Below are 25,091 nucleotides of genomic sequence, written 5' to 3' on the forward strand. Positions count from 1 at the left end.
AACTACTGTACCTCTTTCTCTTTTTTACGAAACGGATTCATGTTCTCCAGACGCTCTCTGAATGCAATACCGCCCGGACTCCATACCAGGATCATGGTTACAATCAGGACAACTGCATAGATCAGCATACGGTAGTCACTTAAGAAACGTAAGAGTTCCGGAAGCAGTGTCAGAACAACGGCTGCGATCACAGATCCGCGGATATTTCCGATACCTCCCAGTACGACGAATACCAGGATGGTGATGGACATGTTGTAACCGAAGTTCTTCGGCAAAGCTGTCAAAGTAGACAGATTATGGGCATACAGCACACCTGCGGCTCCGGCCAGAGCTGCGGAAATACTGAATGCAAGAATTTTGTATTTTGTAATATTGATACCGATGGATTCTGCTGCGATACGATTGTCACGGATGGCCATGATGGCGCGTCCGGATCTGGAATTTACCAGATTCATAACTACAAACAGAGTGATCAACAGTAGAATAATACCAATGGTAAAGTTGGAATCCGTCGGCGCACCGGTAATTCCCTGTGCTCCCTTGATGATCACGTCACCATCTGCTTCCATATTCAGGGACATAATATCCTTCATGGAGAAATGGAATCCTGCACTGTCTTTTCCAAGATAAATAACATTGACCAGGTTCTTAATGATTTCACCAAATGCCAGGGTTACGATGGCCAGATAATCTCCTCTCAGACGAAGTACCGGAATACCAATCAGTACACCACAGATACCTGCACAAACGACTCCTACCAGCAGTGCCAGAAGGAAACGCACCGTCGGAACTGTAATCGTATTCATGACACATTTGGAAAATACCGCGCTGGTAAATGCGCCCACACACATAAATCCCGCATGACCAAGGCTTAACTCTCCTAAAATACCAACCGTCAGGTTCAGGGATACAGCCAGAATTGCATAGACACAAAGCGGTACTAAAAGTCCTTTCAGAAGACTGGTCATATGACCGGTCTGAAGGAAAAGTTCACATATGATATAAGCTGCAACAACCATTCCATAGGTTGTCAGACTGCTCTTTGTATTCTTTGATAAATTCTTCATGTTCCGCAGCCTCCTTTATACCTTTTCCTGGATCTGTTTTCCAAGAAGTCCTGTCGGCTTTACTACCAGCACTACAATCAGCACAGCAAATACGATGGCATCTGCCAGCTGTGAAGAAATATAAGCTTTTCCAAGGATCTCAATGACTCCCAGAAGAATGCCGCCGATAAATGCTCCCGGAATAGATCCGATACCACCAAATACTGCTGCTACGAATGCTTTGATACCAGGCATGGAACCAGTATAGGGAGTAAGAGACGGATAAGCCGAACAGAGCAGAACGCCTGCAATGGCTGCCAGTCCGGAACCAATGGCAAAGGTCAGTGCAATTGTCGCATTGACATTGATACCCATCAGCTGTGCAGCGCCGTCATCCTCAGATACGGCCAGCATTGCATGACCTGCTTTGGAATATTTCATAAATGCCATCAAGCCGATCATGATTACGACGCAGGCAATCACCGTAACAATCGTCACCATAGTAACCGAAAGTGCTCCTCCTGCCAGTTGAACAGAACCATTTCCTACGATGGAAGTGAAAGATTTTGTGTTTGCACCAAAAATAAGAAGTGCTACATTCTGGAGAAAGTAGCTGGCACCGATTGCTGTAATCAGTACTGCCAGTTTGGAGGCATGACGAAGTGGTTTATATGCCACCCTCTCAATTACCATACCAAGCACCGTGCAGACTACAACGGAAAGCAGGATAGATACCGGAACCGGAAGCCCCATGCTGTTAATGGCTATAAATGCCACATAGCTTCCTACCATGATGATATCACCATGAGCGAAATTCAGCATCTTGGCAATACCGTATACCATCGTATATCCCAGTGCAATGATCGCATACACACTGCCAAGGCTGATGCCATTTAATATGTAGGATACAAAACTCATACTCATTCAACTCCTCTTAATAGTTATTGTGTTTACAGTGGATAAACCTGACTGTAAAAAATACAGAGACGCCCTTTATCAGAACGTCTCTGTTCCAATCGGCTCTTGGCCGGAACTATCGTGTAATTCTAATTACATAGCGGTGTAAGCACCATCTACGATCTTCATTGCCTTCGGAGCTTTGCTCGGCTCACCATCAGCATCCCAGGTCATTCCTTCGCCGGTCAGACCATCGAAAGTAATCTCTGTCATAGCAGTCTTCATTGCCTCGCAGATATCAGATGCACTCATATCCGGAGTCACACCAGCCTTCTCAGCTGCAGCTTTGATGATGTACATTGCGTCATATGTATCTGCTGCGAACTGGTTCGGAGTCTCACCAAATTTTTCTTCGTAAGCAGATACAAATGCCTGTGTCTTCTCGTCCTGTGCATCAGCTACGAACGGAGTCAGAAGCATAACATCCTCGGTAAGAGAAGTATCAAAGTTCTCAACACCAAGAATACCGTCGAGACCATCGCATCCGAAGAACATCGGTGCATAACCCATGCTGTTTGCCTGAGTCAGGATGATGGAAGCCTCGGTATAATAGATCGGAAGGAATACCAGCTCAGCGCCTGCTTCTTTTGCTTTCTGAAGCTGTACGGAGAAATCAGTTTTGCTGTCCTCAGTAAATGCCTCAGCGGATACTACTTCAATACCCTGATTCGGAGCTTCCTCAGCAAACTTCTGATAAATACCGCTGGAATATACATCAGAACTGTTGTAAATAACAGCAACTTTGGTTGCCAGGTGATTTTCTCCAATATACTGTGCAGATGCAAGACCCTGGTTCGGATCAGAGAAGCATACACGGAAAGCATTCGGCTGTGCAATACTCTCTACAGCAGATCCTGAAGGAGTCAGCTGGAACATATTATCCTCTGCAGTCTTTGCTACAACTGCAGTACACGGTGTAGAGGTTACAGTACCCATAAGCATCTGCATACCCCAGTCTTTCAAAGTGTTATAAGCATTGACAGACTTCTCTGCATCATGCTCGTCATCCTCAAAACGGAACTCTACCTGATATCCGTTGATTCCGCCTGCTGCGTTAATCTCATCCGTTGCCATCTGAGCTGCATTCATAACAGCCTGGCCATAAATTGCTGCTCCACCGGTGATCGGTCCGATTCCACCGATCTTGAAGGCTCCGTCTGCAGATGCAGTCGCATCAGAGCTTTCAGAAGTGGACTCTGTTGTGGATGCTGCAGTATCACTGCTGCCACAGGCAACAACAGAAAGTGCAAGAACTGCTGATAAAGCAAGACTTACTAACTTTTTCATAATTGTTTCCTCCTCAAATTATAAAAATAACCGATACATGAATTTCTGTATCGGTTATCATGATAATCTTTCAACTATGATTTGTCAATTCATTTTTTCAATTTTTTTATTACCAGTATCTTCTGACACACCGGATACTGCGGTAATACATATTGCTGACTTTAATACCACTGCTCGGTGTGCTTGCATGTACAATCTGTCCGTTACCGATATAAATACCCACATGACCGTAATAGCAGACCACATCCCCCGGGAGCATCTCCGACTCGCTGACTGCACGTCCGCCTCCTGCCAGAGAGTTGGAATCACGGGGTGTGGAAATACCACATGCCGAATGGATCAGATGAACAAAACCGGAACAGTCCGTTCCGTTGGTCAGGCTGTTTCCTCCATATACATAAGGATTGCCGACATAACGGAGTCCTGTGGATGCGATGGAAGAACCACCGCCTCCTCCTGATACCGTTGCTGTCTTACCGGAACTCTTAGAAGAATATCCCGACGTACTGCCGGAAGAAGCCGTGCTGCTTCCGGAAGAAGAAGTGCTGCTCTGAGCTGCTGCCGCTTTTCGCTTTGCTTCTTCCTTCTGAAGCTGTTTGATCTGGGCATTCTGCTCCTTGATCTTCTTCTGATATTCACTGACCTTCGCTTTGGCTGCACTTAACTGGCTGTCAAAATCGGCAATCTGACTCCTTTTCTGTGCAATGACACTCTCCAGATTAGCCTTTTCTTCTTTCAGCTGTTCTTCCATCTCAAGAAGTTCCTGTTTTTCTTCTTCCAGCTGTGCCTGCAGATCAATCACTGCCTGTTTGGCAGCCTTATACTCATCCAGAAGTCTGCGGTCATATGCCTGCAGTTCCTCCGCATAATCTACCTTATTCACCAGATCTGCCACGCTTTCAGAAGTCAGAAGCATTTCCACATAGCTTTCCTGGCCGGTCTCATACAGATACTGAATACGCTTTTTCATAGAATCGTACTGCTGTTCTTCGGTCGCTTTCGCTGCCTCATAATCCTTCTGAGCCTGCTCAATCTCCACTTCCTTATCTGCCAGGTCACTCTCCAGTACCTGAATATTCAGAAGCGTATCAGTCAGATCATCATTCAGACTGCTGACCTCACTGCTCAGAGCACTCTTCTGGCTCTCAATGCCACTGATCTTGGACTGAATATTCTTCAGTTCACTTTCATTTTTTGCTTTTTCATTTTGTATACTCTTAATACTGGTTGCTGACGCCGGAACTCCTGTTGCAAGGATCACTGCTGCCAGTACCAGACTGCATAATTTTTTTCCTCTCATTCGTAAGAACCTCCGAATAACAGGATAGCATAAAAATCCCTTTTTTTCAACCGTATGTTCGTCCCCGGAAGGATCTTCCAGCCAGCAGTTTACTCATATCTCAGCGCCTCAATCGGGTTTAGCTTCGCCGCCTTATTGGCCGGGTAATATCCGAAGAACACACCGATCAGCAATGAGAAGGTGACGGACACCACGATACCGGTGATGGACGGACTGACCGCGTAGCCCATCATATTGGTGGCCACTGTCGCTATGATCATTCCGAGAATAATTCCAAGCATACCGCCCACGATACAGATCACGATAGATTCGGTGATGAACTGAAGACGGATGGAGCCATTGGTTGCTCCCAGTGCTTTTCTGGTGCCGATTTCTCTGGTACGTTCCGTGATAGATACCAGCATAATATTCATAACGCCGATACCGCCTACCAAAAGGGAAATGCCGCCGATGGCTGCAATGGCCAACGAAATGGTAGACAACATGGAAGTCATGCTCTCCACGATAGATTCCATGCTCATGGCACTGATCTCAAAGCTTTCATTATCTTGATAGTAACGCTCATTCATGTAATTCTCCACCGTATCGCAAAAACTGGTGGCGCTCACACCTGATGCCGTCAGAATGGTAAACTGGCTGTAGCCATTGGTATTATGGGTCTGATTTTTTGCTGTCTGCAAAGGCAGATAGAGAGTTGTCTCCGTGTCTTCCTCCGAACTGCTGGAAAATCCCATATCAGATTCTTCGTATTTATAGACCCCGACAATGGTATAGGTATAATACCTGCTATTGAACAGTACATCCACCGTCTGTCCCACTGCAGCCATATTATTTCCATTAAAAAGGTTGTTAACCAGATAATCGGATACCAGACATACTTTTTTCGCTTCTATCTGATCACGCTCTGTCAGCGTTCTTCCTGCCAGAAGTGTCAGATCTGTATTCTCCAGATTTGCCTCATTCACTCCCGTTGCATTTACATAAGCATACAGACTGCCAAGCTGTGCAGTTCCACTGCCCACAGATTCCGTAAGCGAAAATCCCTGGATAGAATCTCCATATCGTTCTTCCAGACTATCCAGCATCTCATCTGAGATATAATCATCCTCGGTCATCTTCGTGAATCTGGGGCCCATAGAAAAGGTCATTCCGCTGGATGTCGTCTCCTGTGACGTACTTTTCTGAGATACACCTACGGTAATGTTGTTGGCACCCATGGATGCCATAGAGTCTGTAACGGAACTGCTGATGGAATCTCCCAGTGTCATGATGGCAATGACCGATGCGATGCCGATGATAATACCCAACATGGTCAGAAGAGAACGCATTTTGTTGGCACGAAGACCGTTCAATGCCAACAGTATATTTTCACCTATTAACATCCGCTTCTTCTCCTTTCACCGATAATTATACCATCTTTCAATGTCACGATTCTTTGAGTCTCCTCCGCCAGTTCCTGGGAATGAGTGATAAGCACAATGGTTTTTCCCTGTTCTTCATTGAGCCGGTGGAAGATATCCATGATCATCCGGCCAGTCTTGGAATCCAATGCACCGGTGGGCTCATCAGCCAAAATGATAGACGGCTCATTAGCCATAGCTCTTGCAATGGCCACGCGCTGCTTCTGTCCTCCTGACAATTCATCCGGTGTGTGCGACATCCGTTCTCCCATTCCTACCATATTTAAAAGTTCCTTTGCCCGTTCTGTACGCTCCTTTTTGCCGATTCCCGCATAGAGCATGGGCAGTTCTACATTTTTCAGGGCACTGGTCCGACTGATTAGATTGTAAGTCTGAAAAACGAATCCGATCTTTTTATTCCGGATCATGGACAGATCCCGGTCCTTTGCATGGGCTACATCCACTCCGTCCAGCATATATTCCCCTTCCGTAGGCCGGTCCAGAATACCGATAATATTCATCATGGTCGTTTTTCCTGAACCAGAAGAACCTACAATAGAGACAAATTCACCTCTGTTTACTTTCAGATCAATTCCATGCAGAATTTCCAGCTCATTGGGCTGCCCGATATAGAATCTTTTAATAATTCCCTGCAATTCAATCATACTGTGTTGTTCTTCCATAGCTGCCTCCCGGTCTAAAATCCACCAGGGCCGCCGCCAGGCGCTCCACCGCCGCCGGGATTACCACCGCCGCCCATGCTGCCTCCACCCATATTAAAAGTAACGCCGTCCTGAGAACTTTCAGAGGAGCTGTCACCCGAAGACGGATTATTTACCATAGGTGTACTGTAGTATACCACAGTGCCTTCTTCGATATTATCTCCTGAGATTTCTACATAATAATCACTCTGCATACCGACAGTTACCGGTATCTGAACCTTTTCTCCATCTTTATCAATCGTAACAGAAGAATTTCCATCTTCGTCTGTTGTCACACAGTCATAGGGCACAGTAAGGACATCATATACCGCTTCTTTTACAATACTTGCCTTGGCTGTCATACCGATACGCAGATCCGCATTTTCATCATCCAATGCAATTTCCAGATCATAGCTGGCGCTTCCTGCACTGTTTCCGGATGTGGATGTCGTTGCCGTCGGTGCAATATAAGACACTTTTGCCGGAAGTTCATCGTCCCCAAGTGCTTCCACGATAACTGCAGCTGTCATATCTTTGCTGATACTGCTTACATCATACTCATCCACACTGGCAGATACAATAAAATTCTGACTGTTGGCAATACTGAACAGAGTCTTTCCTTCTCCCAGATAGGTATCCCCTTCCTCTACTTCCATAGCCGTAATGACTCCGGAGATCGGTGCCGTTACCGTGCAGGCTGTGATCTGTTCCTGATAGTCCTCAATCGTCTGAGCACTGCTGTCATTGGAATATTCTTTCTGTTTCTGCGCCTTTTCCAGGGAATCCGCCGCATTGGAAATATTGCGGTCATTATTCTTAGACGCATCGGTCAGATTGTCGGATGCAGTTTCGTAAGCATCGGACGCTTTTTCTTCTGCGTCGGCTGCCGCGATGTAAGCCTGATGCGCTTCTGTATAAGATGCCTGAGCTTCATTTACTGCCTGCACAGCTGCATCATAAGTGGCTTTTTCTGCTGATACCGAATCATAGGTTGCCTGAGCGGCATCTGCTTCCTGCTGTGCGGTGTCAACAGCTGCTTTCGCATCTGCATAACCTGGAGCTGTCTCCTCCAGTTTTGCCAGTGCAGCCTGTGCATCTGCCAGTGTGCTCTTCGCACTCTCCAGTGCGTTTGCTGCCGCAGTGTAGCTTTCTGTCGGATCTGTCAATGCATTCAACGCCTCTTTTGCTGCGCTCAGACTTTTCTCCCGTTTCTTCAGAGTACTGGCTGCACTGCTTGCATCATCCTCCGCATCCTGCAGATCTTCTTTTGCCTGTGATTCATTTTTTACCGCTTTGTTATAATCATCCGTTCCATCTTCCACAGCCTGGGTATAACTCTCAGAAGCTGTCTCAATAGACTTGTTCTCATTATACTCACTGAGGGCCTGACTATTCTGTGCCTCTTTCAGCTTTCGCTCCAGCTCGGAACTGTCTAGGACGACCACTACATCCCCTTCATTGACATAATCGCCGACTTTATAATTAACAGTTTCCACTTCCACATTAGAGGCGATTGCAGACACATCTCTTGCATCTGCACTGTTAACGGTTCCGGTCACGCTGATAGAATCCACCAGATTCTGCTTTGTCACAGTCGTCGTTTCCACCTGGCTCATCTTCTCCGCCATGGCCTTTCTTGCCTTATGTCGGTTCAGCCCATGTACACCAAATCCTCCTGCCAGAACCAGCACTATCACTACCGGAATCAGCATCTTTTTCTTGTTTCCTAATTTTTGCACCACATTCAGTAATTTTGGTACGTTCACAAATTTCCTCCTTACCAGGCTCTCTTTCCCTATCAAAGCCATATTTACTCTCCAAATTATCATAGTGGAAATTTGTGTCAAAAAGTTGATTAACTTGTGTTTAATCTGTGTTTGATTGGTGAATTTACTATCTGTTTATCTATGAATATATGAACAGTTATTGATTTTATTCAGATGTTCTGCTATACTATAAAAAGGAATACGAACCAGATTTCCATTGTCTGATCCGCATTCCTCTTTTAGAAAGGATTCGCCATGTCAGAAAAAATAATGATTCCCGCCGAGGAAGAAATCTACGATCTCTCTGAATTCTATAAAGTATTCGGAGATTCCACCCGGATCAAAATCCTGTACGCACTTTTAAACCAGGAACTGTGCGTCAATGATATTGCTGCCGAGCTATCCATGACCCCCAGTTCCATTTCTCATCAGCTGCGGATCTTGAAACAGCACCGTCTGGTAAAATACCGCCGCGATGGCAAGACGATCTGCTATTCTCTGGCTGATGACCATGTGGTCACAATTCTGAATCAGGGACTGGAACACATCGAGGAGTAGCGTACTGCTGCTCCTTTTTGTTCATCTCCATTTCATGTACCCGTTCCAGGAATTTCACATCCGCTTCCAGCGATGACAACATTTCTTCCTGATTTTCCAGTTCCTGCATCCATTTTTCCCGAACCAGCATTTTCCATGCCATATGCCTGCACAGCTGTTTCATCCGCTGCACATCAAATGCCGTCAGGCTTCCCTTTTTAAAACTCCGATCCAATGCTTCAACAATATCATGGCAGATAAATTCTTTCCAGATCCTCTCCTTCTTCCGATCCGATACTTCCAGCTCACAGATACAATAAAACAAAAATGGCAGGAAAAGAATCATCCCATTTTCTTCCAGTTTTCTGGCTGAGCAGTCTTCCAGAGTAATCACTCTGATAGGCAGTTCTACCCGCTCTTTTCCCGGAAATTCCAATGTCCTGCTGTACTCTTCCCGATGATTTTTCCCAAAATACAGGATCTGCGGCTCCCGGATCTGCATCACATCTCCGACCGCCATTTTCTCATATACAAATATATTTCCTCTGTTTTCTGCACAGATCTGAAGGCATCCATCCAGCCTCCGCAGCGAAAACTCATAACGATTCATGCCCCCTACTTTCAGGCAGACACTCAATGCTTCCTGATCCCGCCATTCTTTCCAGATTTTCTCCTCATCCTGATATTCCGTACCAAAAAGTCCGTTGATCATCCTGACCAATGCCTGGTCCGACAGTCGAAAAATCTCCTCCATAATCCATCGATCTTCCTTTTGTATCATAGCGTTTCCTCCCTCATCCTTTTCCGCGCGATACGAACCACTCTTATTATACTAAAAACTGGGATTTTTAGCTGCTGAAATGCAACTGATGAATAATTTTTAAGATACTTCCAGTATACTGAATATTATCATTTTGTCAATACAGAATGTATGATTTTAAAAAGCAAAAAGAAGCGTATCTCTACGCTTCTACTGTTTCAGATTTTTAATAAATTCGGTTATATGCTTCAAAGCCTCTTCTTCGTCTTCTCCTTCGCACTCGATTACCACATCTGCCTCCGGTCCTACCGGAAATGCTAGCATACTCATCAGGCTTTTGCAGTTCATTTTATACTCACCATGATACATCATAATATATGACTGGAATTTATTGGCTTCCCCTACCAGCATTCCTGCAGAACGCAGGTCAATTCCGTTCGGACTTTGAATTCTCATTTGTTCTCTGGCCATTCGCAATACACCATCCTGTTAATAGTCTCTTTATTCATTATAACACAAAAAGGAGACTTTGAAAGTCTCCTTTTCATTATTTTAACCTACCAGAATAATTCCACCCTGAGCAGCATACAACGTACTGACTCCTGAGCTTGGAAGAATGATGATCTCTTTTACCTTCGTCCGCTTCTCGATCTCTTCCTTTACGAACTGCGCACGCGCTTCATTGTTGCAGTGGACGATCGCCACGGTCTTCTCCTCCGGTTTGTTCATACGTTCCACTAAGAGTTCCACCATCATGCGAAGTGCTTTCTGCATACCTCTCGCCTGACCCGCCTGCTCAATGATACCCTGTTTATTGCCTTCCATGACAGGCTTAATATTAAGGGCGGATGCCACGAACGCTTTCACCGCACTTAACCGCCCATTCTTTCTTAAATGATCCAGAGATTCAAGTACAAAAAAAGTCTGACGTTCTGCCTGATATGCTTCCACCGCTTTGATAACTTCCTCAAACTCCATGCCTGCTTCTTCGCATTCCTGAATTTTCTTTGCCAGAAGCGTCTCTCCTACAGATGCGGAACAGGAATTAAATACATGGATTTTTGCATCCGGATGATCTTCCAGATACAGATTCTGTCCTAAGACTGCACTGTTATAAGAGCCGCTCAGTTCTGCTGAAAGAGTTACTGCATACAGGTGGTCAGCTCCGCAGTCGAATGCACTCCTGTAGACTTCCGGAGACGGACAGCTTGATTTCGGGCAGTTCGGGCTTTTCTCCACCAGATCCAGAAAACGAAGCCGGTCAAACGTCTCATCATCCACAAAATGATTTCCGTCAATCTCCAGATTCAGAGCCGCATGCACAAAATGCGAATCCTTTGCCATCTCCTCCGTAAATTCCCCACAACTGTCAACTACTATACGATAACTCATATCTGATACCACCTTTGTTCCTTCTCTTGATTATAAAAACAGCTTTTCAGCCATATCATCTTTTTCGACGTAGTTTTTAATACCAGATAATATTACCACACTATGATATTATATGCAATATGAAAATCCCTCAACTATAAGGTATAATAAGCCCGGATCATATCCGTCAGAGCATCCAGATCCTTCACACCCATCAGTTCCCGGGAAGAATGCATAGCCAGCAACGGAAGTCCCACATCTACCGTCGGTACCGGAACGAGGCTGGATGCAATGGAACCAAGCGTACTTCCGGACGTTCCATCCGAACGGTTAAAGAATTTCGTATAGGCAATTCCCTCCTGCATACAGATCTGCTCAATGATGGCTACTGCACCGCAGTCTGTGGCATAAGACTGAGCGCTCGCCTCCTTGATACAAAATCCACCGTTCAGCGGGCTGTGGTTGGTGGGATCCATCTTCTCTGCATAATTCGGATGAAATGCGTGTCCCACATCCACAGAAAGCAGCATACTCTCGGAAAGCCCTTGCAGAAACTGGGTTCTGTCAAGGTTGAGACCACTGCTTATTTTCTCCAGTACCATGGAGAGCACCATAGAACCGGCTCCCTGCTTGGTTCTGCTGCCGATCTCTTCATGGTCGAAGAACGCTGCCACATTCACAGCATCCCGTCCTCCTTCCATAAGTCCGTTCAGAATAGCCAGCACACTGGACAGATTGTCAATTCGCGGCGCACTGAACAATTCTTTGTTCATTCCTGTATAGACCGGCTGATCTGCATTATAAAGACCAATCTCATAATCCAGAATCTCCTCCGGACGGACAGATAACCGCTCCGCCAGAAGTTCCCTGAAGAAATGTTCCGAAAATCCTGCTCCGGACACTCCTGCAATCGGAAGCAGTTCCTTCTGTTTATTCAGCTCTGTTCCCTTATTTACCTCCCGGTTCAGATGGATTGCCAGATTCGGAATGATAAACATGGGATCTTTCAGATCAATGAGGCGCATCTGCGGCCGAAATACATCATCACTCTTCAGGGCTACGCGGCCAGCTGCAGACAATGGCCGGTCAAGCCATGTATTTAAGATGGCCCCTCCGTAAACTTCCACATTCAGAAGACCGTAGCCTTCTTTTTGCATCTCTGCATTCTGCTTGATCCGGAGATTTGGAAAATCTGTATGAGCTGCTGCCATCCGGAAATCATTTTGACCATCCCAGTCCTCTCCCACAGAAAATGCAATAAGTGTCGAATCCCGGTGCATCACATAATAACGTCCGCCCCTCTCCAGCTGCCATGGACAATGGAAATTCAGTTCTTCATATCCACCCTCTTTTAATTTCCGGGCAGCCTCTGCCGTCACATGGAACGGAGAGGTTCCTTTCATAATAAAATCTTTCAACTCTTCGGTTCTGTTTTTTATCCTCAATTCCATCGAACGCTCCTTTGTATCTTTATAAATCTAGTATAGCAAATCCTTTCCATTTCTTCTATAATAAAGCTATCTTATCCATGGAGGTTTTTTATGATTGCACTTCAGATCGCCGATATCCGGGTCTTTATGAAAAAACTGCTGCTCAGTGAAACCTTTGACCGTTTTCTTCTTCTGGAAGGCAGCATTACTACTTTTAATACATTTGAAATAGACGGTACCCTTCAAAAAGCATACTATTCTGCCGAAGAACAGGACCAGATAGGAGACCGCTCTCTTTCTCTCTGGAGTGAAGTACGTCCTTTCTGCTTTGAACTCATCAAGGGTAAGAAGACGCCCCTCGCTTTTCATTTCACCTTTCAGCTGGCCGCCTCCAATGTAATCCGTCTGCTTGCCCAAACAGGGATTGACCTTCCACCTGAGCAGATCCGCGGTCTGCTCATGAATCTTCGTTATGACGGGCATACGCTCACCTGCACCACAGGAACATCTCTTTCTGTCTTTACTCTGGACAAAAAACTGGACCATGCCTGGGATGACATGGTCCGGAAATATTTTCATCAGCAGGAAATTCCTTTCCAGCAGATGTAGGTATTTTATTTTGTCAGAAGCATCATAATTTCATTGCTGCGGTTCACAAATCTGGTCATGGCTTCCGGATTCAGAGGCTGGTGGCTGATCATGGCCAGATCATAGAGCTGCTCACAGATCATATTGCTGTGCTCACCCTCCGGATTCTGGAACAGATATTTCACCAGAGCATTGTTTGCATTCAGAACCAGAGTCGTAGTTGTGCCGAACATGGACGGATCCATACCGTACATATTGTACATCTTCATCATTTCCTGCATTCTCCGATTCTCCTCAGAGAGCGTGATCATGGAAGAAACCTTTTCATTCTTCAGTTTTTCCACTTTTACTTCCAGTTTGTCATTGTTCAGTGCTTTACGGAACAGTGCAGTCAATGCATCGGTTTCCCCTTTCAGCTCTTCCTCAGATACTTCTTCCTTCATGGAATCGGTCACATCAGCATCAATACGCTGGAATTTGACTTTCTCATTCTTTGCTTCCAGATGGCTGATAAACGGATTATCAATGTTGTCTTTCAGGATGACTGCATTCATCTTCTGCTCACGGAACATGTTGATGTACTGGCTCTGCTGGATCTCATCCGTTACATAGTAGATGGTGGTCTTCGGAGTTTCCTTCTCATCGCTGTCAGCCTTTTCTTCCGTCTTCTCTTCGGTCTTTTCTTCCACCTTGTCAGCATCACCATCAGTCGGATTCTCTGCTTCCAGATACTCGTTCATGGTCGTATATTTACCATCCAGATCCTTGAACAGTACATACTCCATCATACGCTCACAGAATTTTTCGTCCTTGATGCAGCCGAATTTGATAAACGGACTGATATCGTCCCAGTATTTCTCATAGTTCTCACGGTCTGTCTTACACATACCGCTTAACTTATCCGCTACTTTCTTGGTAATGTAATCAGAAATCTTCTTTACAAAACCGTCGTTCTGCAGCGCACTTCTGGATACATTCAACGGCAGATCCGGACAGTCGATGACACCTTTTAAGAGCATCAGGAATTCCGGAATGACTTCTTTGATATTATCAGCGATAAATACCTGATTGTTATACAGTTTGATAGTTCCCTCAATGGACTCATACTCCATATTGATCTTCGGGAAATAAAGAATTCCCTTCAGATTGAACGGGTAATCCATGTTCAGGTGAATCCAGAACAGCGGCTCCTTATAGTCGTTGAATACCTTGCGGTAGAACTCTTTATACTCTTCTTCGGTACACTCATTGGGATGTTTGGTCCACAGCGGCTGCGGATCACTTAAGGAAACCGGACGTTTGTTAATCTTCACCAGTTCTTTGGCAGGAGAAACTTCTTTCGTTTCCTTGGTGCCATCTTCTTTTTCGACTTCTTCCGTCTTGGCATCCTCATGAATATGTTCTACAACTACATCATCCTCGGTCAGTTCACTCTCATCGATGGTTTCGTATTCCTGTTCCCCATTTTCTTTTGCCAGATAAATGTTGACCGGCATAAAGGAACAGTATTTGCTGATGACTTCACGGGCACGGTACTCGTTGGCAAACTCGAGGCTCTCCTCATTCAGGAACAGGGTAATCTCGGTACCAACGGTCTTCTTCTCGCCGGTTACCATGGAGAACTCTGTACCACCGTCGCACTCCCAGTGTACCGGCTCTGCTCCCTCCTTATAAGAAAGAGTATCAATATGCACCTCATCTGCTACCATGAATGCGGAATAGAATCCCAGTCCAAAATGACCGATGATCTGATCCTCATTTGTCTTGTCCTTATACTGTGCGAGGAAATCCGTTGCGCCGGAAAATGCAATCTGGTTGATATACTCTTCCACCTCATCTGCGGTCATGCCAAGTCCGTTATCGATGAACTTCAGAGTCTTCTCATCCGGGTTCACCAGAACCTGTACCTGCGGTTTATATTTCTCCGGAAGTGTATACTCACCCATCATATCCAGCTTCTTCAGCTTGGTGATAGCATCGCATCCGTTGGAAATCAGTTCACGGAAGAAAATATCGTGGTCAGAATACAACCATTTTTTAATAATCGGGAAAATATTGTCGCTGTTAATGGAAAGTGATCCATGTTTTTCGCTCATATTATACACTGCCTTTCTTTCAAATAATTTCATTACTATGTACTATAATCCCACTCTTTCCAAAAGTCAAGGATTTTTTAGCACTCATCAAAGTTGAGTGCTAGCAGTTAAATCTGCTCGTATTTTTTGTTGTTTCTGCACAGTTCCTATGCTATAATAAAGAAAAAACTAGATTATATTGCACAATCTGAAGGAGTGGTGTTCATGTCAAAAAATTTTATCATTACATTAAACCGTGAATGCGGCGCAGGCGCTACCAACATTGCAAAGCTTCTGTCCAAAGAACTTGACATTCCCTACTATGACAAAGACATGTTCCGCATGGTCTCTGACAAAAGCGGTGTTCTGGAAGAATTTTTTCATGTAAATGATGAGCGCCCTGGAAACAACCTGCTGTACAAACTGATCAAAGAATTGAAACCGGCCAGTCAGAAACCATCTCTTGGAAAAGATATCGTTTCCCCGGATAACCTCTTCCGCTTCCAGTCTGAACTGATCAAAGAACTGGCAGAAAACGAATCCTGCATCATCATCGGCCGATGCGCAGATTATGTATTAAAGGATTACGATAATGTGGTGAATATTTTTGTATGTGGTGATATGGAGAGTAAAATTCATCGAATGATGTGGACATTTTCTCTGGAAAAAGAGGTGGCCGAGGAGCGGATCCGTGAGACAGATAAACAGCGTCATAAATATTACAACTACTATACCGGGAAAACCTGGGATACCGCATCCAATTATGATCTGTGCCTGAATACCGGTGACATGACCATCGAGGAAGCTGCTGAACAGATCAAACTGTACCTGAAACAAAAAGGGTTGATGAAATAATCATGATTGCAAAAAGGAGAATCCGAAATTGGGATTCTCCTTTTCTTTGCTTAATTTCAGTGCGGAACGTGGGACTTGAACCCACACGCCTCACGGCACAAGAACCTAAATCTTGCATGTCTGCCAATTCCATCAGTTCCGCTCATGTCCCATATGTTATCATCTGCACTCCAAAAAGTCAATTACAGAATTTTCAACACATCTGCCGCTGTAAATACCAGCATAAGCAATGGCTGGTGCAAAAGATACAAAAGCAGACTATGTCTGCCTGCTGCCTCCAAAAAAGGAACCGGCAAATGTATCCTCAGAGCATTCTTCACTTCTGGAAACTTCATAAACATTCCATACAGGAAATATCCGGTCAGATAAAGAAAAATCCATGGAAACAAAGGAAAGTAATCTCCGGAAAAAAATTCAGGATCCGGGAAACCAAGAAACGTCATAAAGAGTCCCCGATACAGGACTTTCGGCACCCTTCCAAAATGAAGTAATTCAAAGCCCCAAATTCCTCTGTTCACATTTCTTGTCAGTCCAAAAAGCAGGAAGCTTCCTGCGAATCCCATCCATGATGGAATCCGTTCCAACACTTTTGACAGCGGGATCAGAAGCAGCATAGCCGTTCCGGTAAAAGTCAGGATTCCAAACAGAATCTTTTCCGATGGCATAAACGCATACGTCACCCCAGTGATCAGAAGACCCCACGCTGAAATCACAAGCCCCCGTTTCAGATGCCTTTTTCCAAGATTCCAACAAAAGCCGGACAGCAGAATAAAAATCCAACAGATACTCTGCTGCCAGATATATCCCGGTCTCTCCACAAACCATGGAACATACAGTCCATAAATCTCTACCAGATCAAACATGCCATGATACAAAATCATACTGAGCAGAGTGATCCCCCTGATACTGTCCAGAAGGACATATCGTTCTTTCACTATTTCTTTTCCACCTTCTGCAATTCTTCCATCATTTTTGCATACAGTTCCGGAAGCTCTTTCTTAATGTTAGATGGTCTTCCATTTTTGCCAAGATAGCAATGAGCAGATGTAGCAGATGCCCGCAGTTCACCGGTCTTCTCATCCCTCATTTCATAGGAAATCTCATATTTTACTCCGCGGAAAGAAGATAGTTTTACATCAATACACACCCGGTCACCAAAATATGTCATGGCTTTGTAATCGCACTGCACACTTAAAACCGGGCTGATAATGCCAGCTTCCTCTACCTTTTTATACGGAAATCCCAGTTCATCCATATAGGCAATCCTAGCTTCCTCCATCCACCGGATATAATTGGAGTGATGGATGATGCCCATCTGGTCTGTTTCATAATACTGTGCCTGATGGATATAGTTCATAATCTTTTCCTCACATTCGTTCTGCATCTACTTATGTTCCATTATAGCAGACTAATCTGCTTTTTCAAACAGAATCGTGATGGTCGTTCCTTTTCCTTCCTCACTCTCTAACGTAAGCTCTGCATGATGCTGCGCTACCATATGTTTTACGATGGCAAGACCAAGCCCGGTACCTCCGGTTGCTTTGGAGCGGCTCTTGTCCACTCGGTAAAAACGTTCAAAGACTCTCTGCTGATGCTCTTTGGAGATACCGATTCCTGTATCTGCCACCTGAAGCATTACCTTTTCTCCTTTTGGCACCACCGTCACGGTCACACTTCCACCCGGATTATTATAACGAATGGCATTATCACATAAATTATAAAGTATCTCTTCCACCATCTCCCGATTTCCGGCCATATGGCAGGGTGTGCCTTTCAATTCCAGCGTTACATTATGCTTTTCCGCTTTTAACTGCAGCATATCCACACAGCTTTCTGCCAGAACATAGAGAGGCACCCTCTCAAATACCATATCCTCTGTCTCCATCACATCCAACTCTGACAGCCGGATAATATCATTAATCATGCTCAGAAGCCGATTGGCACTTCTGTGAATCTCCCCCGCAAAACGCGGCACATCCTGAGCAGAAGCCATACGGTGCTCAATGAGTTCTGCATAACCCGATATCGATGTCAGCGGTGTTTTCAACTCATGAGAAACATTTGCTGTAAAATCCTGCCGCATCTGAGCATTTTTCATAATATCATCATGCTGTTTCTTAATGGTCTGCACAAAGGGCACCAGTTCTTCGTATGTCTCTATCTCGCCGCATTCATCCAGATGACACCCCAGATAGTCAATTGGTTTCATCAATGTTTTTGTTGCACGGGTCGCCAGCACATAGCACATGCAAAAAATAGCCAGCGCCATCACACACACCATCGGAAAAGCATCTTTAAACATTCTCCAGATACTGGAAGTCTCTCTGGCTACACGAAGAACTGTTCCATCCTCCTGCCGGACTGCATAATAAAAAGCACTCTCATCCATGGTATCTGAACGTCTGACGGACTGTCCTTCTCCACTCCGTAAGGCCTGCGACACTTCCGGACGGTCTCCGTGATTACCAAGATTTCCCACATTCGCATCATTATCATAAAGGACAGAACCATCCTGGGCAATTAATGAAATTCTCAAATCATCCAGAGGCATTTCCCGCAGACCATTTTCTATGTCTGCCGTTTCGAAAACCCCTGTTTCCTGCAGCACCTGTATATCGATATCCAGCTCATCCATCACTTCTTTTTTAAAAAATTCATAGAAAACCGCTGTTACCAGCAGGGTAGTCAGCGTAATCGTAAAGAGAGCAACTAATATAAATTCCCGGCGTATCTTCTTTTTCACTCGATCATATACCCCACATTTCTCACGGTTTTAATCAGCGTACCTGTATTTTTCAGCTTCTGGCGCAATGTCTTGATATGTACATCCAGAGTTCTTGACTCTCCTTCAAAATCAATTCCCCAGATTCGCTCCATGATTACATCTCTGGACATAACAATTCCCTGATTCTGAATAAGCAGTTTCAAGAGCTCATATTCTTTAAAAGTAAGATCTACCGGCTCGTCCTTCACATATACCATATGCTTCTCACCGTCCAGGAAAATATCTCCTGCAGAAAGGAACTTCTCATCTTCCATATTCATGCTGCGACGCAAAAGTGCTTTTACACGTGAAATCAGCTCCATAATTCCGAAAGGCTTGGTAATATAATCATCTGCTCCCAGATCCAGTCCTTTGACTTTGTCAAGTTCTGTAGTCTTGGCCGTAATCATCATAATCGGAACCTTTCTGGTATCCGGAATCGATCTTATCTTTTTCAGTATCTCCAGACCATCCTCATCTGGAAGCATAATGTCCAGCAAAATACAATCCGGAACTTTTTCCGCCAACTGATGGTAAAAATCTTTCGCACATTCAAAATCCATTATCGTATAACCACTGTTTTTCAAAGCAAAACTTTCAATCTCCCGGATGTTCTGGTCATCCTCCACAATATAAATCAATGCCATACACCAAACCTCTGCCTTTCATCTACCTTATAAACCTAATTTATCTATTAACATATTATTCGTGGAATGTAAAGGCAGAAAGATAGAAATGTAAAATTTATGTAAAATTTTTTCAGACACAGAAAGACCAGAGGCGGGGGACCTCTGGTCTTTCTATAACAACTTTTCGTATATTTATGATGCTACCGCAATTAAAGAATAATCAAAAAAGGGAGGGTTTATTCATTAAGGGGGATTAAGGGGGGTACGGTACCATCTATAAATATTTAATTGAACAGGTAAGAAAGGAAACCAAACTGTTGTGGTATCGTTCTCACTTGTTGAACCTATTATACGTCCCTGACGGGCATATGTACATTGACAAAACACATAAAATTTCGACATTTTTAGACTTTTTTCCAAACAAAAGATCCAAATACTGCCTTGTCCTGTCAACGGATTGCCTCCTGATCCGTCATTTTTCGTCAGCATGCCAGAAACAAAAAAGACACTGGAAAACCAGTGTCTGATCAGTGAGACATCGGGGATTCGAACCCCGGACAACTTGATTAAAAGTCAAGTGCTCTACCAACTGAGCTAATATCCCATTCTTATGTAGCATTTCTTCTACCCAACTGGGCTAGCTGGATTCGAACCAGCGAAATGCAGGAGTCAAAGTCCTGTGCCTTAGCCGCTTGGCGATAGCCCATTATCTTTGATTCAGGGTGGATATAGGGATTCGAACCCTAGGCCTCCAGAGCCACAATCTGGCGCGCTAACCAACTGCGCTATACCCACCATATCAACTTTTTCATGAAGCAAAGCTTCAAATGTGCCCGAAGGGATTCGAACCCCCGACCCACGGCTTAGAAGGCCGTTGCTCTATCCAGCTGAGCTACGGACACATTTTATGGATAATTGCTATCCAAAGCGGGTGATGGGAATCGAACCCACGTATCTAGCTTGGAAGGCTAGTGTTCTACCATTGAACTACACCCGCAAGGTGTTTTTAAATTGTATGCTAATCGGGGTGACAGGATTCGAACCTGCGGCCTCCTGGTCCCAAACCAGGCGCTCTAGCCAAGCTGAGCCACACCCCGTTCCCGTTGCCCTCGTTCGGACACAAACAGTATTATATACACTTAGACGGGAAAAGTCAACAACTTTTTTAATTTTTTTCAAACTTTTTTCGATCACATTTTTAGGCCAGTTTTCTATTAGAGATAACACAGTTCATATGAGATCTGACCATCGTCAGCAATCTCCATGACGATGTAAGTCGGACGGTGTCCCTCCTGTCTCGGCAGGGACAGACTGCCCGGATTCAGGACTAAGAGTTCGTTATCTTCTTCCATATATGGCTTATGGGTATGGCCGAACATAACAATATCTGCGCCCTTCTTTCTGGCCTCCCGTTTCAGATACAGAGTTCCACTGTGGACGAAGTAGCCGTGGCCATGCGTCATAAAAATCCGGTGTCCGCCAAGTGTAAAGATCCGCTCATTCGGAAGATCACAGAAAAAATCGTTATTTCCGGCAATGATCGCGGCAGGCGCGTCTCCGGCAAGCTCCCGGATATGCTCTGCTCCACCTTCCACGTCCCCCAGATGAATGAGCTGGTCGATGGAGCCGGTCTGTTCCAGTGCTTCCGCAAGATTCTGTTCCCGGCCGTGGGTATCACTTACAATCAGAACTTTCATAAAGCCTCCAGCTGCTCCTTCATCAGACGAAGCGCCTTTCCTCTGTGGCTTAATTTATTTTTTTCCTCCAGCGGAAGTTCACCGGAATAACACTGATATTCTGGCAGGTAGAAGATGGGATCATATCCGAACCCGTTCTCTCCTTTTTCCTCATAACCAATCTGTCCTTCCATTGTTCCTCTGGTGGTCAGTACTCTGCCATCCGGAAAACATGCAGCTATGGCACACACGAAACGGGCACTCCTCTCCTCACCTGTCTTTCCTTCCAGCCGTTCAATGAGATTTTTATTTTTAATATGATAGGAAGTCTCATGTCCCATATAGCGTGCGGAATAGATACCTGGCTCACCGTTCAGCGCATCCACTTCGAGTCCGGAATCATCCGCCAGCACAAGCGCACCGGTTTTCTCCATAATTTCTTTCGCCTTGATCACAGCATTTTCTTCAAATGTTGTTCCGTTCTCTTCCGCTTCTGCCTGAATCCCGGCTTCCTTCAGTGACAGAATCTCAGCTCCAAGATCTCCGAGAATCATACGGACCTCTCTCATCTTTCCTTCATTTCCGGTAGCAAATATCATCTTCTCTATCTTCATTTGTCTCTCTCCTGTCGATTTCCTTTCGGTGGCTTCGGCCCAAGAAACTGATAATAGTATGTCTTCAGCATTCCATTATAAATCTTCCGGTTCTTATCCGCTTTTTTCCCGATATATTTTTCCGTATCTTCGTAACTGGTAATTAGATACATAGACCAGCTGTCCAGTGTACGGAACCGCTCTCCAATCTGGCTGTACAATCCCGGCAGTGCTTCCTTTTCTTCCAGACGTTCTCCATAAGGCGGGTTACTGATAATAAATCCATATTTTTTCGGATGAGACAGTTCGCTCACCGGCCGCTGCTGGAAATGAATCAAATGATCCACACCCGCTGCCTCAGCATTTTGTCTGGCTGCACGGATAATCTCTCCGTCAATATCATATCCCTGAATATCGGTTTCAATCTGGTCGTCTACCAGATCAAAGGCCTCGTCCACCGCTTCATACCAGCCTTTTCTTGGCAGAAAATTCGTCCACTTCTCGGCGGTAAATGACCGGTTCATGCCCGGCGCCATATTGGCTGCAATCATTGCTGCCTCGATAGGAAACGTACCGCTTCCGCAGAACGGGTCTACCAGTATCCGATCCTTCTTCCATGGTGTCAGCAGAATCAGAGCCGCTGCAAGCGTCTCTTTGATCGGCGCTTTGCTCACCATAGTACGATACCCTCTCTTGTGAAGGGAGAGTCCCGTCGTATCCAGGCACACCAGTGCTTCATCCTTCATAAAGGAAATACGGATTGGATACTCTGCACCGGTCTCTGGAAACCACTGAAGGCCATATACACCTTTCAGACGTTCCACCATGGCTTTTTTCACAATGGACTGAATGTCGGACGGACTGAACAGTTTACTCTTCACAGAAGAAGCCTTAGCCACCCAGAATTTTCCGTCCGACGGTATATAGTTTTCCCATGGAAGGGCTTTAATTTTCTCAAAAAGCTCGTCAAAAGTAACAGCTCTGAATTTTCCTACTTTTAATAATACACGCTCTGCCGTACGGAGAAAAATATTGGCTCTGCAGACAGCCGCCTCATCCCCGGCAAAGATTACCTTGCCATCCTCCACCTGTACGATCTCATACCCAAGATCCACGATTTCCTTCTTTAATACTGCCTCCAGGCCAAAGTGGCATGGCGCTACCAGTTCTATTCTGCTCATCTTATGTCCTTTCCGTTCTCCTCATTTCTCCTCTATCTTATCTGTCCCGTGAAAGCCTGTCAATCCCTTCTCAGGATTTGTTGCCCTCAAGATATTTTCCGCGGTAGGCTCTGATTCCTCCTACAACAGACAGTGCCCGATATCCCTCTTTTTCCAGTTCTCTCGCCGCCTGCATGCTCAGTCCGCCTCTCTCACAATACAGGATTGGAATCGTTGATCCAAGTCCCCGGATCCGTGCTTTCAGTGTCTCATATGGAATGCAGACAGCCCCACGGACATGCATTCTACGATAGTCTGCCGGCTGCCTCACATCCACGAGAAGGTAGTTCCGGTCAAAAATATAACGGTCAATTTCCCTGGCTGAAATTGTCTCCATAGACATTTTCCTTTCTGATTACGCTCTCTCTTATATTCAGTCTATGCAGCCGCTCTTCTGTCCGTGTTACGTATAAGAGGGTACGCCACATGGCCGCACCCTCTCTTTTCTTTCCTTAATATTCGCGATCTTCTGATTTGTTTTCTGTTCTGTTCTCAGATTTGTCCATAGATTTGTTCTGAGACTTGCTCTTGGAAGAATTTTTTGCATTGCTGCAGTTTCTGGCATTTTTCGCATTGCTGCTCTTGTCTCTGGAATCACTCTCATAACTCATAATCATTTCCTCCTGTAATATGATTTACAGCAGTAGTATGAGTCTTCTTCAGTCAAATTATACGTCGTTTTATCTCAAAAACTTTTTCACAAACCAGGAGATGGCCAGGAAAATCAACAGTACCGGTAACAGATAAATAAACAGCCCCAGTGCCATCACAATAATCGCAATAATCACCACAGCAATCAGCGCCATTACCAGCCCCGCTTTCCATCCGGTAAATGCATGAACCTTTATCTGTCCATCTGATGACGTATAGCCGGAATCCTCTCTGCCGTCTTCGTCAATGGTGTATTCCACATTCGGAGTTTCCAAACCGGAAGTCTCAAGAATCGTCCGGGCAATCAGCCTTGGATCACCCAGCTCTCCCAGAACCTCCTGCTCACTTCTTCCTTTCATGATCTCCTGTTGAATATAATCTTCGTAATATCGTATATGATCCGCCAGCTCATAGTCGCTGACTCTTCCATATAATGCACGTCTTAAAGTGTCAATAAATGTCTGTCTGTTCATATCAATCTCCTTCTCATAGGCCGATTATACAAAAAAAAGACCATCTGGTCAATTCCAAATGGTCTTAAACGTGCGCGAGAAGATTCGAACTCCCGGCCTTCTGATCCGTAGTCAGACGCTCTATCCAGCTGAGCTACGCGCACATATATAATTTAGTAAGTAGATATCTGCATGATGGAAACTCACGCAAGTGCCGGCGACCGGGATCGAACCGGTACGGGAGGTAAGTCCCGCAGGATTTTAAGTCCTGTGCGTCTGCCAGTTCCGCCACGCCGGCATCTACAGATTACTCTGTAAAATGGGACCTATAGGGCTCGAACCTATGACCCTCTGCTTGTAAGGCAGATGCTCTCCCAGCTGAGCTAAGATCCCATATGCAATTAAATGAAGCATACGCTTCAAACGACCCGGATGGGGTTCGAACCCACGACCTCCGCCGTGACAGGGCGGCGCTCTAACCAGCTGAGCCACCAGGCCATATAAAATATGCTCTTCAAGTTCTTACAGGTTCATTATAAGTGGACCCACAGGGACTCGAACCCGGGACCATCCGGTTATGAGCCGGAAGCTCTAACCAACTGAGCTATGGGTCCAAGAAGCCGATGATCGGACTCGAACCGATAACCTGCTGATTACAAATCAGCTGCTCTGCCAATTGAGCCACATCGGCATATTTCAGCCCTTATTATAGGCAATGACTCCAAGGGGATTTGAACCCCTGTTACCGCCGTGAAAGGGCGGTGTCTTAACCGCTTGACCATGGAGCCGAATATAAAATTTTAATAGTTTTAAAAACCAGCTCCCCGAGTAGGGCTCGAACCTACAACACCACGGTTAACAGCCGTGTGCTCTACCATTGAGCTATCGAGGAATATGAAGATATTGTACCTTCAAAACTGCATACAGTCAATACTTTTTCTTTCCAAAACCTTTACCCTAAACCTCTTGGTTAAGCCCTCGACCTATTAGTAACAGTCAGCTTCACGCATTACTGCGCTTCCACCTCTGCCCT

At 45.2% G+C, this 25,091-nt stretch carries 25 protein-coding genes and 15 tRNA genes; 3 read left to right on the top strand and 37 right to left on the bottom strand.

Annotated elements, in window-relative coordinates; translation table 11 throughout:
* Positions 1 to 2: 2 nt before the first annotated feature.
* From LKD36_RS11065 to LKD36_RS11095, 7 genes are all read right to left on the bottom strand, one after another.
* Positions 3 to 1,067, bottom strand: a complete 1,065-nt coding sequence (locus tag LKD36_RS11065) for a branched-chain amino acid ABC transporter permease (RefSeq protein ID WP_308459634.1) — start codon at positions 1,065 to 1,067, stop codon at positions 3 to 5.
* 15 nt (positions 1,068 to 1,082) lie between these two features.
* Positions 1,083 to 1,964 (bottom strand): branched-chain amino acid ABC transporter permease, encoded by an 882-nt coding sequence (locus LKD36_RS11070; RefSeq protein ID WP_118770374.1) that lies wholly within the window; start codon positions 1,962 to 1,964, stop codon positions 1,083 to 1,085.
* Positions 1,965 to 2,096: 132 nt separating this feature from the next.
* On the bottom strand, positions 2,097 to 3,290 hold the full coding sequence (locus LKD36_RS11075) for an ABC transporter substrate-binding protein (RefSeq protein ID WP_331465222.1): 1,194 nt from the start codon (positions 3,288 to 3,290) through the stop codon (positions 2,097 to 2,099).
* 109 nt (positions 3,291 to 3,399) lie between these two features.
* Positions 3,400 to 4,590, bottom strand: coding sequence for a C40 family peptidase (locus LKD36_RS11080; RefSeq protein ID WP_308459635.1), 1,191 nt, complete (start codon positions 4,588 to 4,590; stop codon positions 3,400 to 3,402).
* A gap of 89 nt (positions 4,591 to 4,679) precedes the next feature.
* Positions 4,680 to 5,972 carry an ABC transporter permease gene (locus tag LKD36_RS11085; RefSeq protein WP_118770377.1) on the bottom strand — a complete coding sequence of 431 codons (1,293 nt, stop codon included), beginning with the start codon at positions 5,970 to 5,972 and terminating at the stop codon, positions 4,680 to 4,682.
* Positions 5,966 to 6,673 (bottom strand): ABC transporter ATP-binding protein, encoded by a 708-nt coding sequence (locus LKD36_RS11090; protein ID WP_308459636.1) that lies wholly within the window; start codon positions 6,671 to 6,673, stop codon positions 5,966 to 5,968. The genes LKD36_RS11085 and LKD36_RS11090 overlap by 7 nt, the downstream gene beginning before the upstream one ends.
* Positions 6,674 to 6,687: 14 nt before the next feature.
* On the bottom strand, positions 6,688 to 8,457 hold the full coding sequence (locus tag LKD36_RS11095) for an efflux RND transporter periplasmic adaptor subunit (protein WP_308459637.1): 1,770 nt from the start codon (positions 8,455 to 8,457) through the stop codon (positions 6,688 to 6,690).
* Between the two features lie 255 nt (positions 8,458 to 8,712).
* On the opposite strand from LKD36_RS11095, the gene LKD36_RS11100 reads away from it, so the two are divergent.
* Positions 8,713 to 9,015 carry an ArsR/SmtB family transcription factor gene (locus LKD36_RS11100; RefSeq protein WP_118770380.1) on the top strand — a complete coding sequence of 101 codons (303 nt, stop codon included), beginning with the start codon at positions 8,713 to 8,715 and terminating at the stop codon, positions 9,013 to 9,015.
* Here LKD36_RS11100 and LKD36_RS11105 read toward each other — a convergent pair.
* From LKD36_RS11105 to LKD36_RS11120, 4 genes are all read right to left on the bottom strand, one after another.
* On the bottom strand, positions 8,975 to 9,775 hold the full coding sequence (locus LKD36_RS11105; RefSeq protein ID WP_118770381.1) for a hypothetical protein: 801 nt from the start codon (positions 9,773 to 9,775) through the stop codon (positions 8,975 to 8,977). The genes LKD36_RS11100 and LKD36_RS11105 overlap by 41 nt on opposite strands.
* A gap of 189 nt (positions 9,776 to 9,964) precedes the next feature.
* Positions 9,965 to 10,225 carry an HPr family phosphocarrier protein gene (locus LKD36_RS11110; RefSeq protein ID WP_308459638.1) on the bottom strand — a complete coding sequence of 87 codons (261 nt, stop codon included), beginning with the start codon at positions 10,223 to 10,225 and terminating at the stop codon, positions 9,965 to 9,967.
* Between the two features lie 81 nt (positions 10,226 to 10,306).
* Entirely contained in the window at positions 10,307 to 11,146 is an 840-nt protein-coding gene (locus tag LKD36_RS11115; protein ID WP_118770383.1) for a DegV family protein, read from the bottom strand.
* 134 nt (positions 11,147 to 11,280) lie between these two features.
* Entirely contained in the window at positions 11,281 to 12,576 is a 1,296-nt protein-coding gene (locus LKD36_RS11120) for a M18 family aminopeptidase (protein ID WP_308459639.1), read from the bottom strand.
* A gap of 90 nt (positions 12,577 to 12,666) precedes the next feature.
* On the opposite strand from LKD36_RS11120, the gene LKD36_RS11125 reads away from it, so the two are divergent.
* Complete coding sequence (locus LKD36_RS11125) at positions 12,667 to 13,164, top strand: DUF5721 family protein (RefSeq protein WP_308459640.1); 498 nt, start codon at positions 12,667 to 12,669, stop codon at positions 13,162 to 13,164.
* A 5-nt stretch (positions 13,165 to 13,169) separates the two neighbouring features.
* Here the strand turns inward: LKD36_RS11125 and htpG are convergent, their stop codons facing one another.
* Complete coding sequence (htpG, locus tag LKD36_RS11130) at positions 13,170 to 15,239, bottom strand: molecular chaperone HtpG (protein WP_118770413.1); 2,070 nt, start codon at positions 15,237 to 15,239, stop codon at positions 13,170 to 13,172.
* A 204-nt stretch (positions 15,240 to 15,443) separates the two neighbouring features.
* On the opposite strand from htpG, the gene LKD36_RS11135 reads away from it, so the two are divergent.
* Positions 15,444 to 16,073 carry a cytidylate kinase-like family protein gene (locus tag LKD36_RS11135; protein ID WP_118770386.1) on the top strand — a complete coding sequence of 210 codons (630 nt, stop codon included), beginning with the start codon at positions 15,444 to 15,446 and terminating at the stop codon, positions 16,071 to 16,073.
* A 60-nt stretch (positions 16,074 to 16,133) separates the two neighbouring features.
* Here the strand turns inward: LKD36_RS11135 and LKD36_RS11140 are convergent.
* From LKD36_RS11140 to LKD36_RS11260, 25 genes are all read right to left on the bottom strand, one after another.
* Positions 16,134 to 16,215: transfer RNA gene (locus LKD36_RS11140), tRNA-Leu, on the bottom strand.
* Between the two features lie 40 nt (positions 16,216 to 16,255).
* Positions 16,256 to 17,008: a heparan-alpha-glucosaminide N-acetyltransferase domain-containing protein gene (locus tag LKD36_RS11145; protein WP_308459641.1), complete on the bottom strand. Its 753-nt coding sequence runs from the start codon at positions 17,006 to 17,008 to the stop codon at positions 16,256 to 16,258.
* Complete coding sequence (locus tag LKD36_RS11150) at positions 17,008 to 17,457, bottom strand: acyl-CoA thioesterase (RefSeq protein ID WP_118770387.1); 450 nt, start codon at positions 17,455 to 17,457, stop codon at positions 17,008 to 17,010. Before LKD36_RS11150 ends, LKD36_RS11145 begins: the two co-directional genes overlap by 1 nt.
* Before the next feature lie 24 nt (positions 17,458 to 17,481).
* Positions 17,482 to 18,816: a sensor histidine kinase gene (locus tag LKD36_RS11155; protein ID WP_308459642.1), complete on the bottom strand. Its 1,335-nt coding sequence runs from the start codon at positions 18,814 to 18,816 to the stop codon at positions 17,482 to 17,484.
* A complete protein-coding gene (locus tag LKD36_RS11160; protein ID WP_118770388.1) occupies positions 18,813 to 19,484 on the bottom strand; it encodes a response regulator transcription factor in 672 nt (223 codons plus the stop codon). Before LKD36_RS11160 ends, LKD36_RS11155 begins: the two co-directional genes overlap by 4 nt.
* A gap of 513 nt (positions 19,485 to 19,997) precedes the next feature.
* Positions 19,998 to 20,070 (bottom strand) — tRNA-Lys (locus tag LKD36_RS11165).
* 28 nt (positions 20,071 to 20,098) lie between these two features.
* Positions 20,099 to 20,172: transfer RNA gene (locus LKD36_RS11170), tRNA-Gln, on the bottom strand.
* Positions 20,173 to 20,187: 15 nt separating this feature from the next.
* Positions 20,188 to 20,261, bottom strand: a tRNA-His gene (locus LKD36_RS11175).
* A 33-nt stretch (positions 20,262 to 20,294) separates the two neighbouring features.
* Positions 20,295 to 20,368, bottom strand: a tRNA-Arg gene (locus LKD36_RS11180).
* Between the two features lie 24 nt (positions 20,369 to 20,392).
* Positions 20,393 to 20,463: transfer RNA gene (locus tag LKD36_RS11185), tRNA-Gly, on the bottom strand.
* A gap of 25 nt (positions 20,464 to 20,488) precedes the next feature.
* Positions 20,489 to 20,563: transfer RNA gene (locus LKD36_RS11190), tRNA-Pro, on the bottom strand.
* Positions 20,564 to 20,680: 117 nt separating this feature from the next.
* The gene (locus tag LKD36_RS11195) at positions 20,681 to 21,163 is read right to left on the bottom strand and encodes a metallophosphoesterase family protein (RefSeq protein ID WP_308459643.1); all 483 of its coding nucleotides are present in this window, start codon (positions 21,161 to 21,163) and stop codon (positions 20,681 to 20,683) included.
* Entirely contained in the window at positions 21,160 to 21,756 is a 597-nt protein-coding gene (locus tag LKD36_RS11200; RefSeq protein ID WP_118770390.1) for an XTP/dITP diphosphatase, read from the bottom strand. Before LKD36_RS11200 ends, LKD36_RS11195 begins: the two co-directional genes overlap by 4 nt.
* A complete protein-coding gene (locus LKD36_RS11205; RefSeq protein ID WP_118770391.1) occupies positions 21,753 to 22,916 on the bottom strand; it encodes a THUMP domain-containing class I SAM-dependent RNA methyltransferase in 1,164 nt (387 codons plus the stop codon). Before LKD36_RS11205 ends, LKD36_RS11200 begins: the two co-directional genes overlap by 4 nt.
* A 70-nt stretch (positions 22,917 to 22,986) precedes the next feature.
* Positions 22,987 to 23,292 (bottom strand): rhodanese-like domain-containing protein, encoded by a 306-nt coding sequence (locus LKD36_RS11210; RefSeq protein ID WP_118770392.1) that lies wholly within the window; start codon positions 23,290 to 23,292, stop codon positions 22,987 to 22,989.
* Between the two features lie 115 nt (positions 23,293 to 23,407).
* Complete coding sequence (locus LKD36_RS11215; protein WP_308459644.1) at positions 23,408 to 23,566, bottom strand: hypothetical protein; 159 nt, start codon at positions 23,564 to 23,566, stop codon at positions 23,408 to 23,410.
* 69 nt (positions 23,567 to 23,635) lie between these two features.
* A complete protein-coding gene (locus tag LKD36_RS11220; protein ID WP_308459645.1) occupies positions 23,636 to 24,079 on the bottom strand; it encodes a DUF1700 domain-containing protein in 444 nt (147 codons plus the stop codon).
* 69 nt (positions 24,080 to 24,148) lie between these two features.
* A tRNA-Arg gene (locus tag LKD36_RS11225) sits at positions 24,149 to 24,222 on the bottom strand.
* A 48-nt stretch (positions 24,223 to 24,270) separates the two neighbouring features.
* Positions 24,271 to 24,356, bottom strand: a tRNA-Leu gene (locus LKD36_RS11230).
* A 22-nt stretch (positions 24,357 to 24,378) separates the two neighbouring features.
* Positions 24,379 to 24,451 (bottom strand) — tRNA-Val (locus LKD36_RS11235).
* Positions 24,452 to 24,482: 31 nt separating this feature from the next.
* Positions 24,483 to 24,556 (bottom strand) — tRNA-Asp (locus tag LKD36_RS11240).
* A gap of 42 nt (positions 24,557 to 24,598) precedes the next feature.
* Positions 24,599 to 24,672, bottom strand: a tRNA-Ile gene (locus LKD36_RS11245).
* Between the two features lie 4 nt (positions 24,673 to 24,676).
* Positions 24,677 to 24,749: transfer RNA gene (locus tag LKD36_RS11250), tRNA-Thr, on the bottom strand.
* A 25-nt stretch (positions 24,750 to 24,774) separates the two neighbouring features.
* Positions 24,775 to 24,846 (bottom strand) — tRNA-Glu (locus tag LKD36_RS11255).
* A 32-nt stretch (positions 24,847 to 24,878) separates the two neighbouring features.
* A tRNA-Asn gene (locus LKD36_RS11260) sits at positions 24,879 to 24,950 on the bottom strand.
* Positions 24,951 to 25,091 lie beyond the last annotated feature (141 nt).

The organism is Hominiventricola filiformis, from assembly GCF_020686965.1.
GTDB classification, from domain to species: Bacteria; Bacillota; Clostridia; order Lachnospirales; family Lachnospiraceae; genus Hominiventricola; species Hominiventricola filiformis.

What these genes read in the sequence shown, in the direction of transcription:
- LKD36_RS11065 (WP_308459634.1), bottom strand. Translation starts at nt 1,067, where the DNA reads ATGAAGAATTTATCAAAGAATACAAAGAGCAGTCTGACAACCTATGGA.
- LKD36_RS11070 (WP_118770374.1), bottom strand. Translation starts at nt 1,964, where the DNA reads ATGAGTTTTGTATCCTACATATTAAATGGCATCAGCCTTGGCAGTGTG.
- LKD36_RS11075 (WP_331465222.1), bottom strand. Translation starts at nt 3,290, where the DNA reads ATGAAAAAGTTAGTAAGTCTTGCTTTATCAGCAGTTCTTGCACTTTCT.
- LKD36_RS11080 (WP_308459635.1), bottom strand. Translation starts at nt 4,590, where the DNA reads ATGAGAGGAAAAAAATTATGCAGTCTGGTACTGGCAGCAGTGATCCTT.
- LKD36_RS11085 (WP_118770377.1), bottom strand. Translation starts at nt 5,972, where the DNA reads ATGTTAATAGGTGAAAATATACTGTTGGCATTGAACGGTCTTCGTGCC.
- LKD36_RS11090 (WP_308459636.1), bottom strand. Translation starts at nt 6,673, where the DNA reads ATGGAAGAACAACACAGTATGATTGAATTGCAGGGAATTATTAAAAGA.
- LKD36_RS11100 (WP_118770380.1), top strand. Translation starts at nt 8,713, where the DNA reads ATGTCAGAAAAAATAATGATTCCCGCCGAGGAAGAAATCTACGATCTC.
- LKD36_RS11105 (WP_118770381.1), bottom strand. Translation starts at nt 9,775, where the DNA reads ATGATACAAAAGGAAGATCGATGGATTATGGAGGAGATTTTTCGACTG.
- LKD36_RS11110 (WP_308459638.1), bottom strand. Translation starts at nt 10,225, where the DNA reads ATGGCCAGAGAACAAATGAGAATTCAAAGTCCGAACGGAATTGACCTG.
- LKD36_RS11115 (WP_118770383.1), bottom strand. Translation starts at nt 11,146, where the DNA reads ATGAGTTATCGTATAGTAGTTGACAGTTGTGGGGAATTTACGGAGGAG.
- LKD36_RS11120 (WP_308459639.1), bottom strand. Translation starts at nt 12,576, where the DNA reads ATGGAATTGAGGATAAAAAACAGAACCGAAGAGTTGAAAGATTTTATT.
- LKD36_RS11125 (WP_308459640.1), top strand. Translation starts at nt 12,667, where the DNA reads ATGATTGCACTTCAGATCGCCGATATCCGGGTCTTTATGAAAAAACTG.
- htpG (WP_118770413.1), bottom strand. Translation starts at nt 15,239, where the DNA reads ATGAGCGAAAAACATGGATCACTTTCCATTAACAGCGACAATATTTTC.
- LKD36_RS11135 (WP_118770386.1), top strand. Translation starts at nt 15,444, where the DNA reads ATGTCAAAAAATTTTATCATTACATTAAACCGTGAATGCGGCGCAGGC.
- LKD36_RS11150 (WP_118770387.1), bottom strand. Translation starts at nt 17,457, where the DNA reads ATGCAGAACGAATGTGAGGAAAAGATTATGAACTATATCCATCAGGCA.
- LKD36_RS11160 (WP_118770388.1), bottom strand. Translation starts at nt 19,484, where the DNA reads ATGGCATTGATTTATATTGTGGAGGATGACCAGAACATCCGGGAGATT.
- LKD36_RS11195 (WP_308459643.1), bottom strand. Translation starts at nt 21,163, where the DNA reads ATGAAAGTTCTGATTGTAAGTGATACCCACGGCCGGGAACAGAATCTT.
- LKD36_RS11200 (WP_118770390.1), bottom strand. Translation starts at nt 21,756, where the DNA reads ATGAAGATAGAGAAGATGATATTTGCTACCGGAAATGAAGGAAAGATG.
- LKD36_RS11205 (WP_118770391.1), bottom strand. Translation starts at nt 22,916, where the DNA reads ATGAGCAGAATAGAACTGGTAGCGCCATGCCACTTTGGCCTGGAGGCA.
- LKD36_RS11210 (WP_118770392.1), bottom strand. Translation starts at nt 23,292, where the DNA reads ATGGAGACAATTTCAGCCAGGGAAATTGACCGTTATATTTTTGACCGG.
- LKD36_RS11215 (WP_308459644.1), bottom strand. Translation starts at nt 23,566, where the DNA reads ATGAGTTATGAGAGTGATTCCAGAGACAAGAGCAGCAATGCGAAAAAT.
- LKD36_RS11220 (WP_308459645.1), bottom strand. Translation starts at nt 24,079, where the DNA reads ATGAACAGACAGACATTTATTGACACTTTAAGACGTGCATTATATGGA.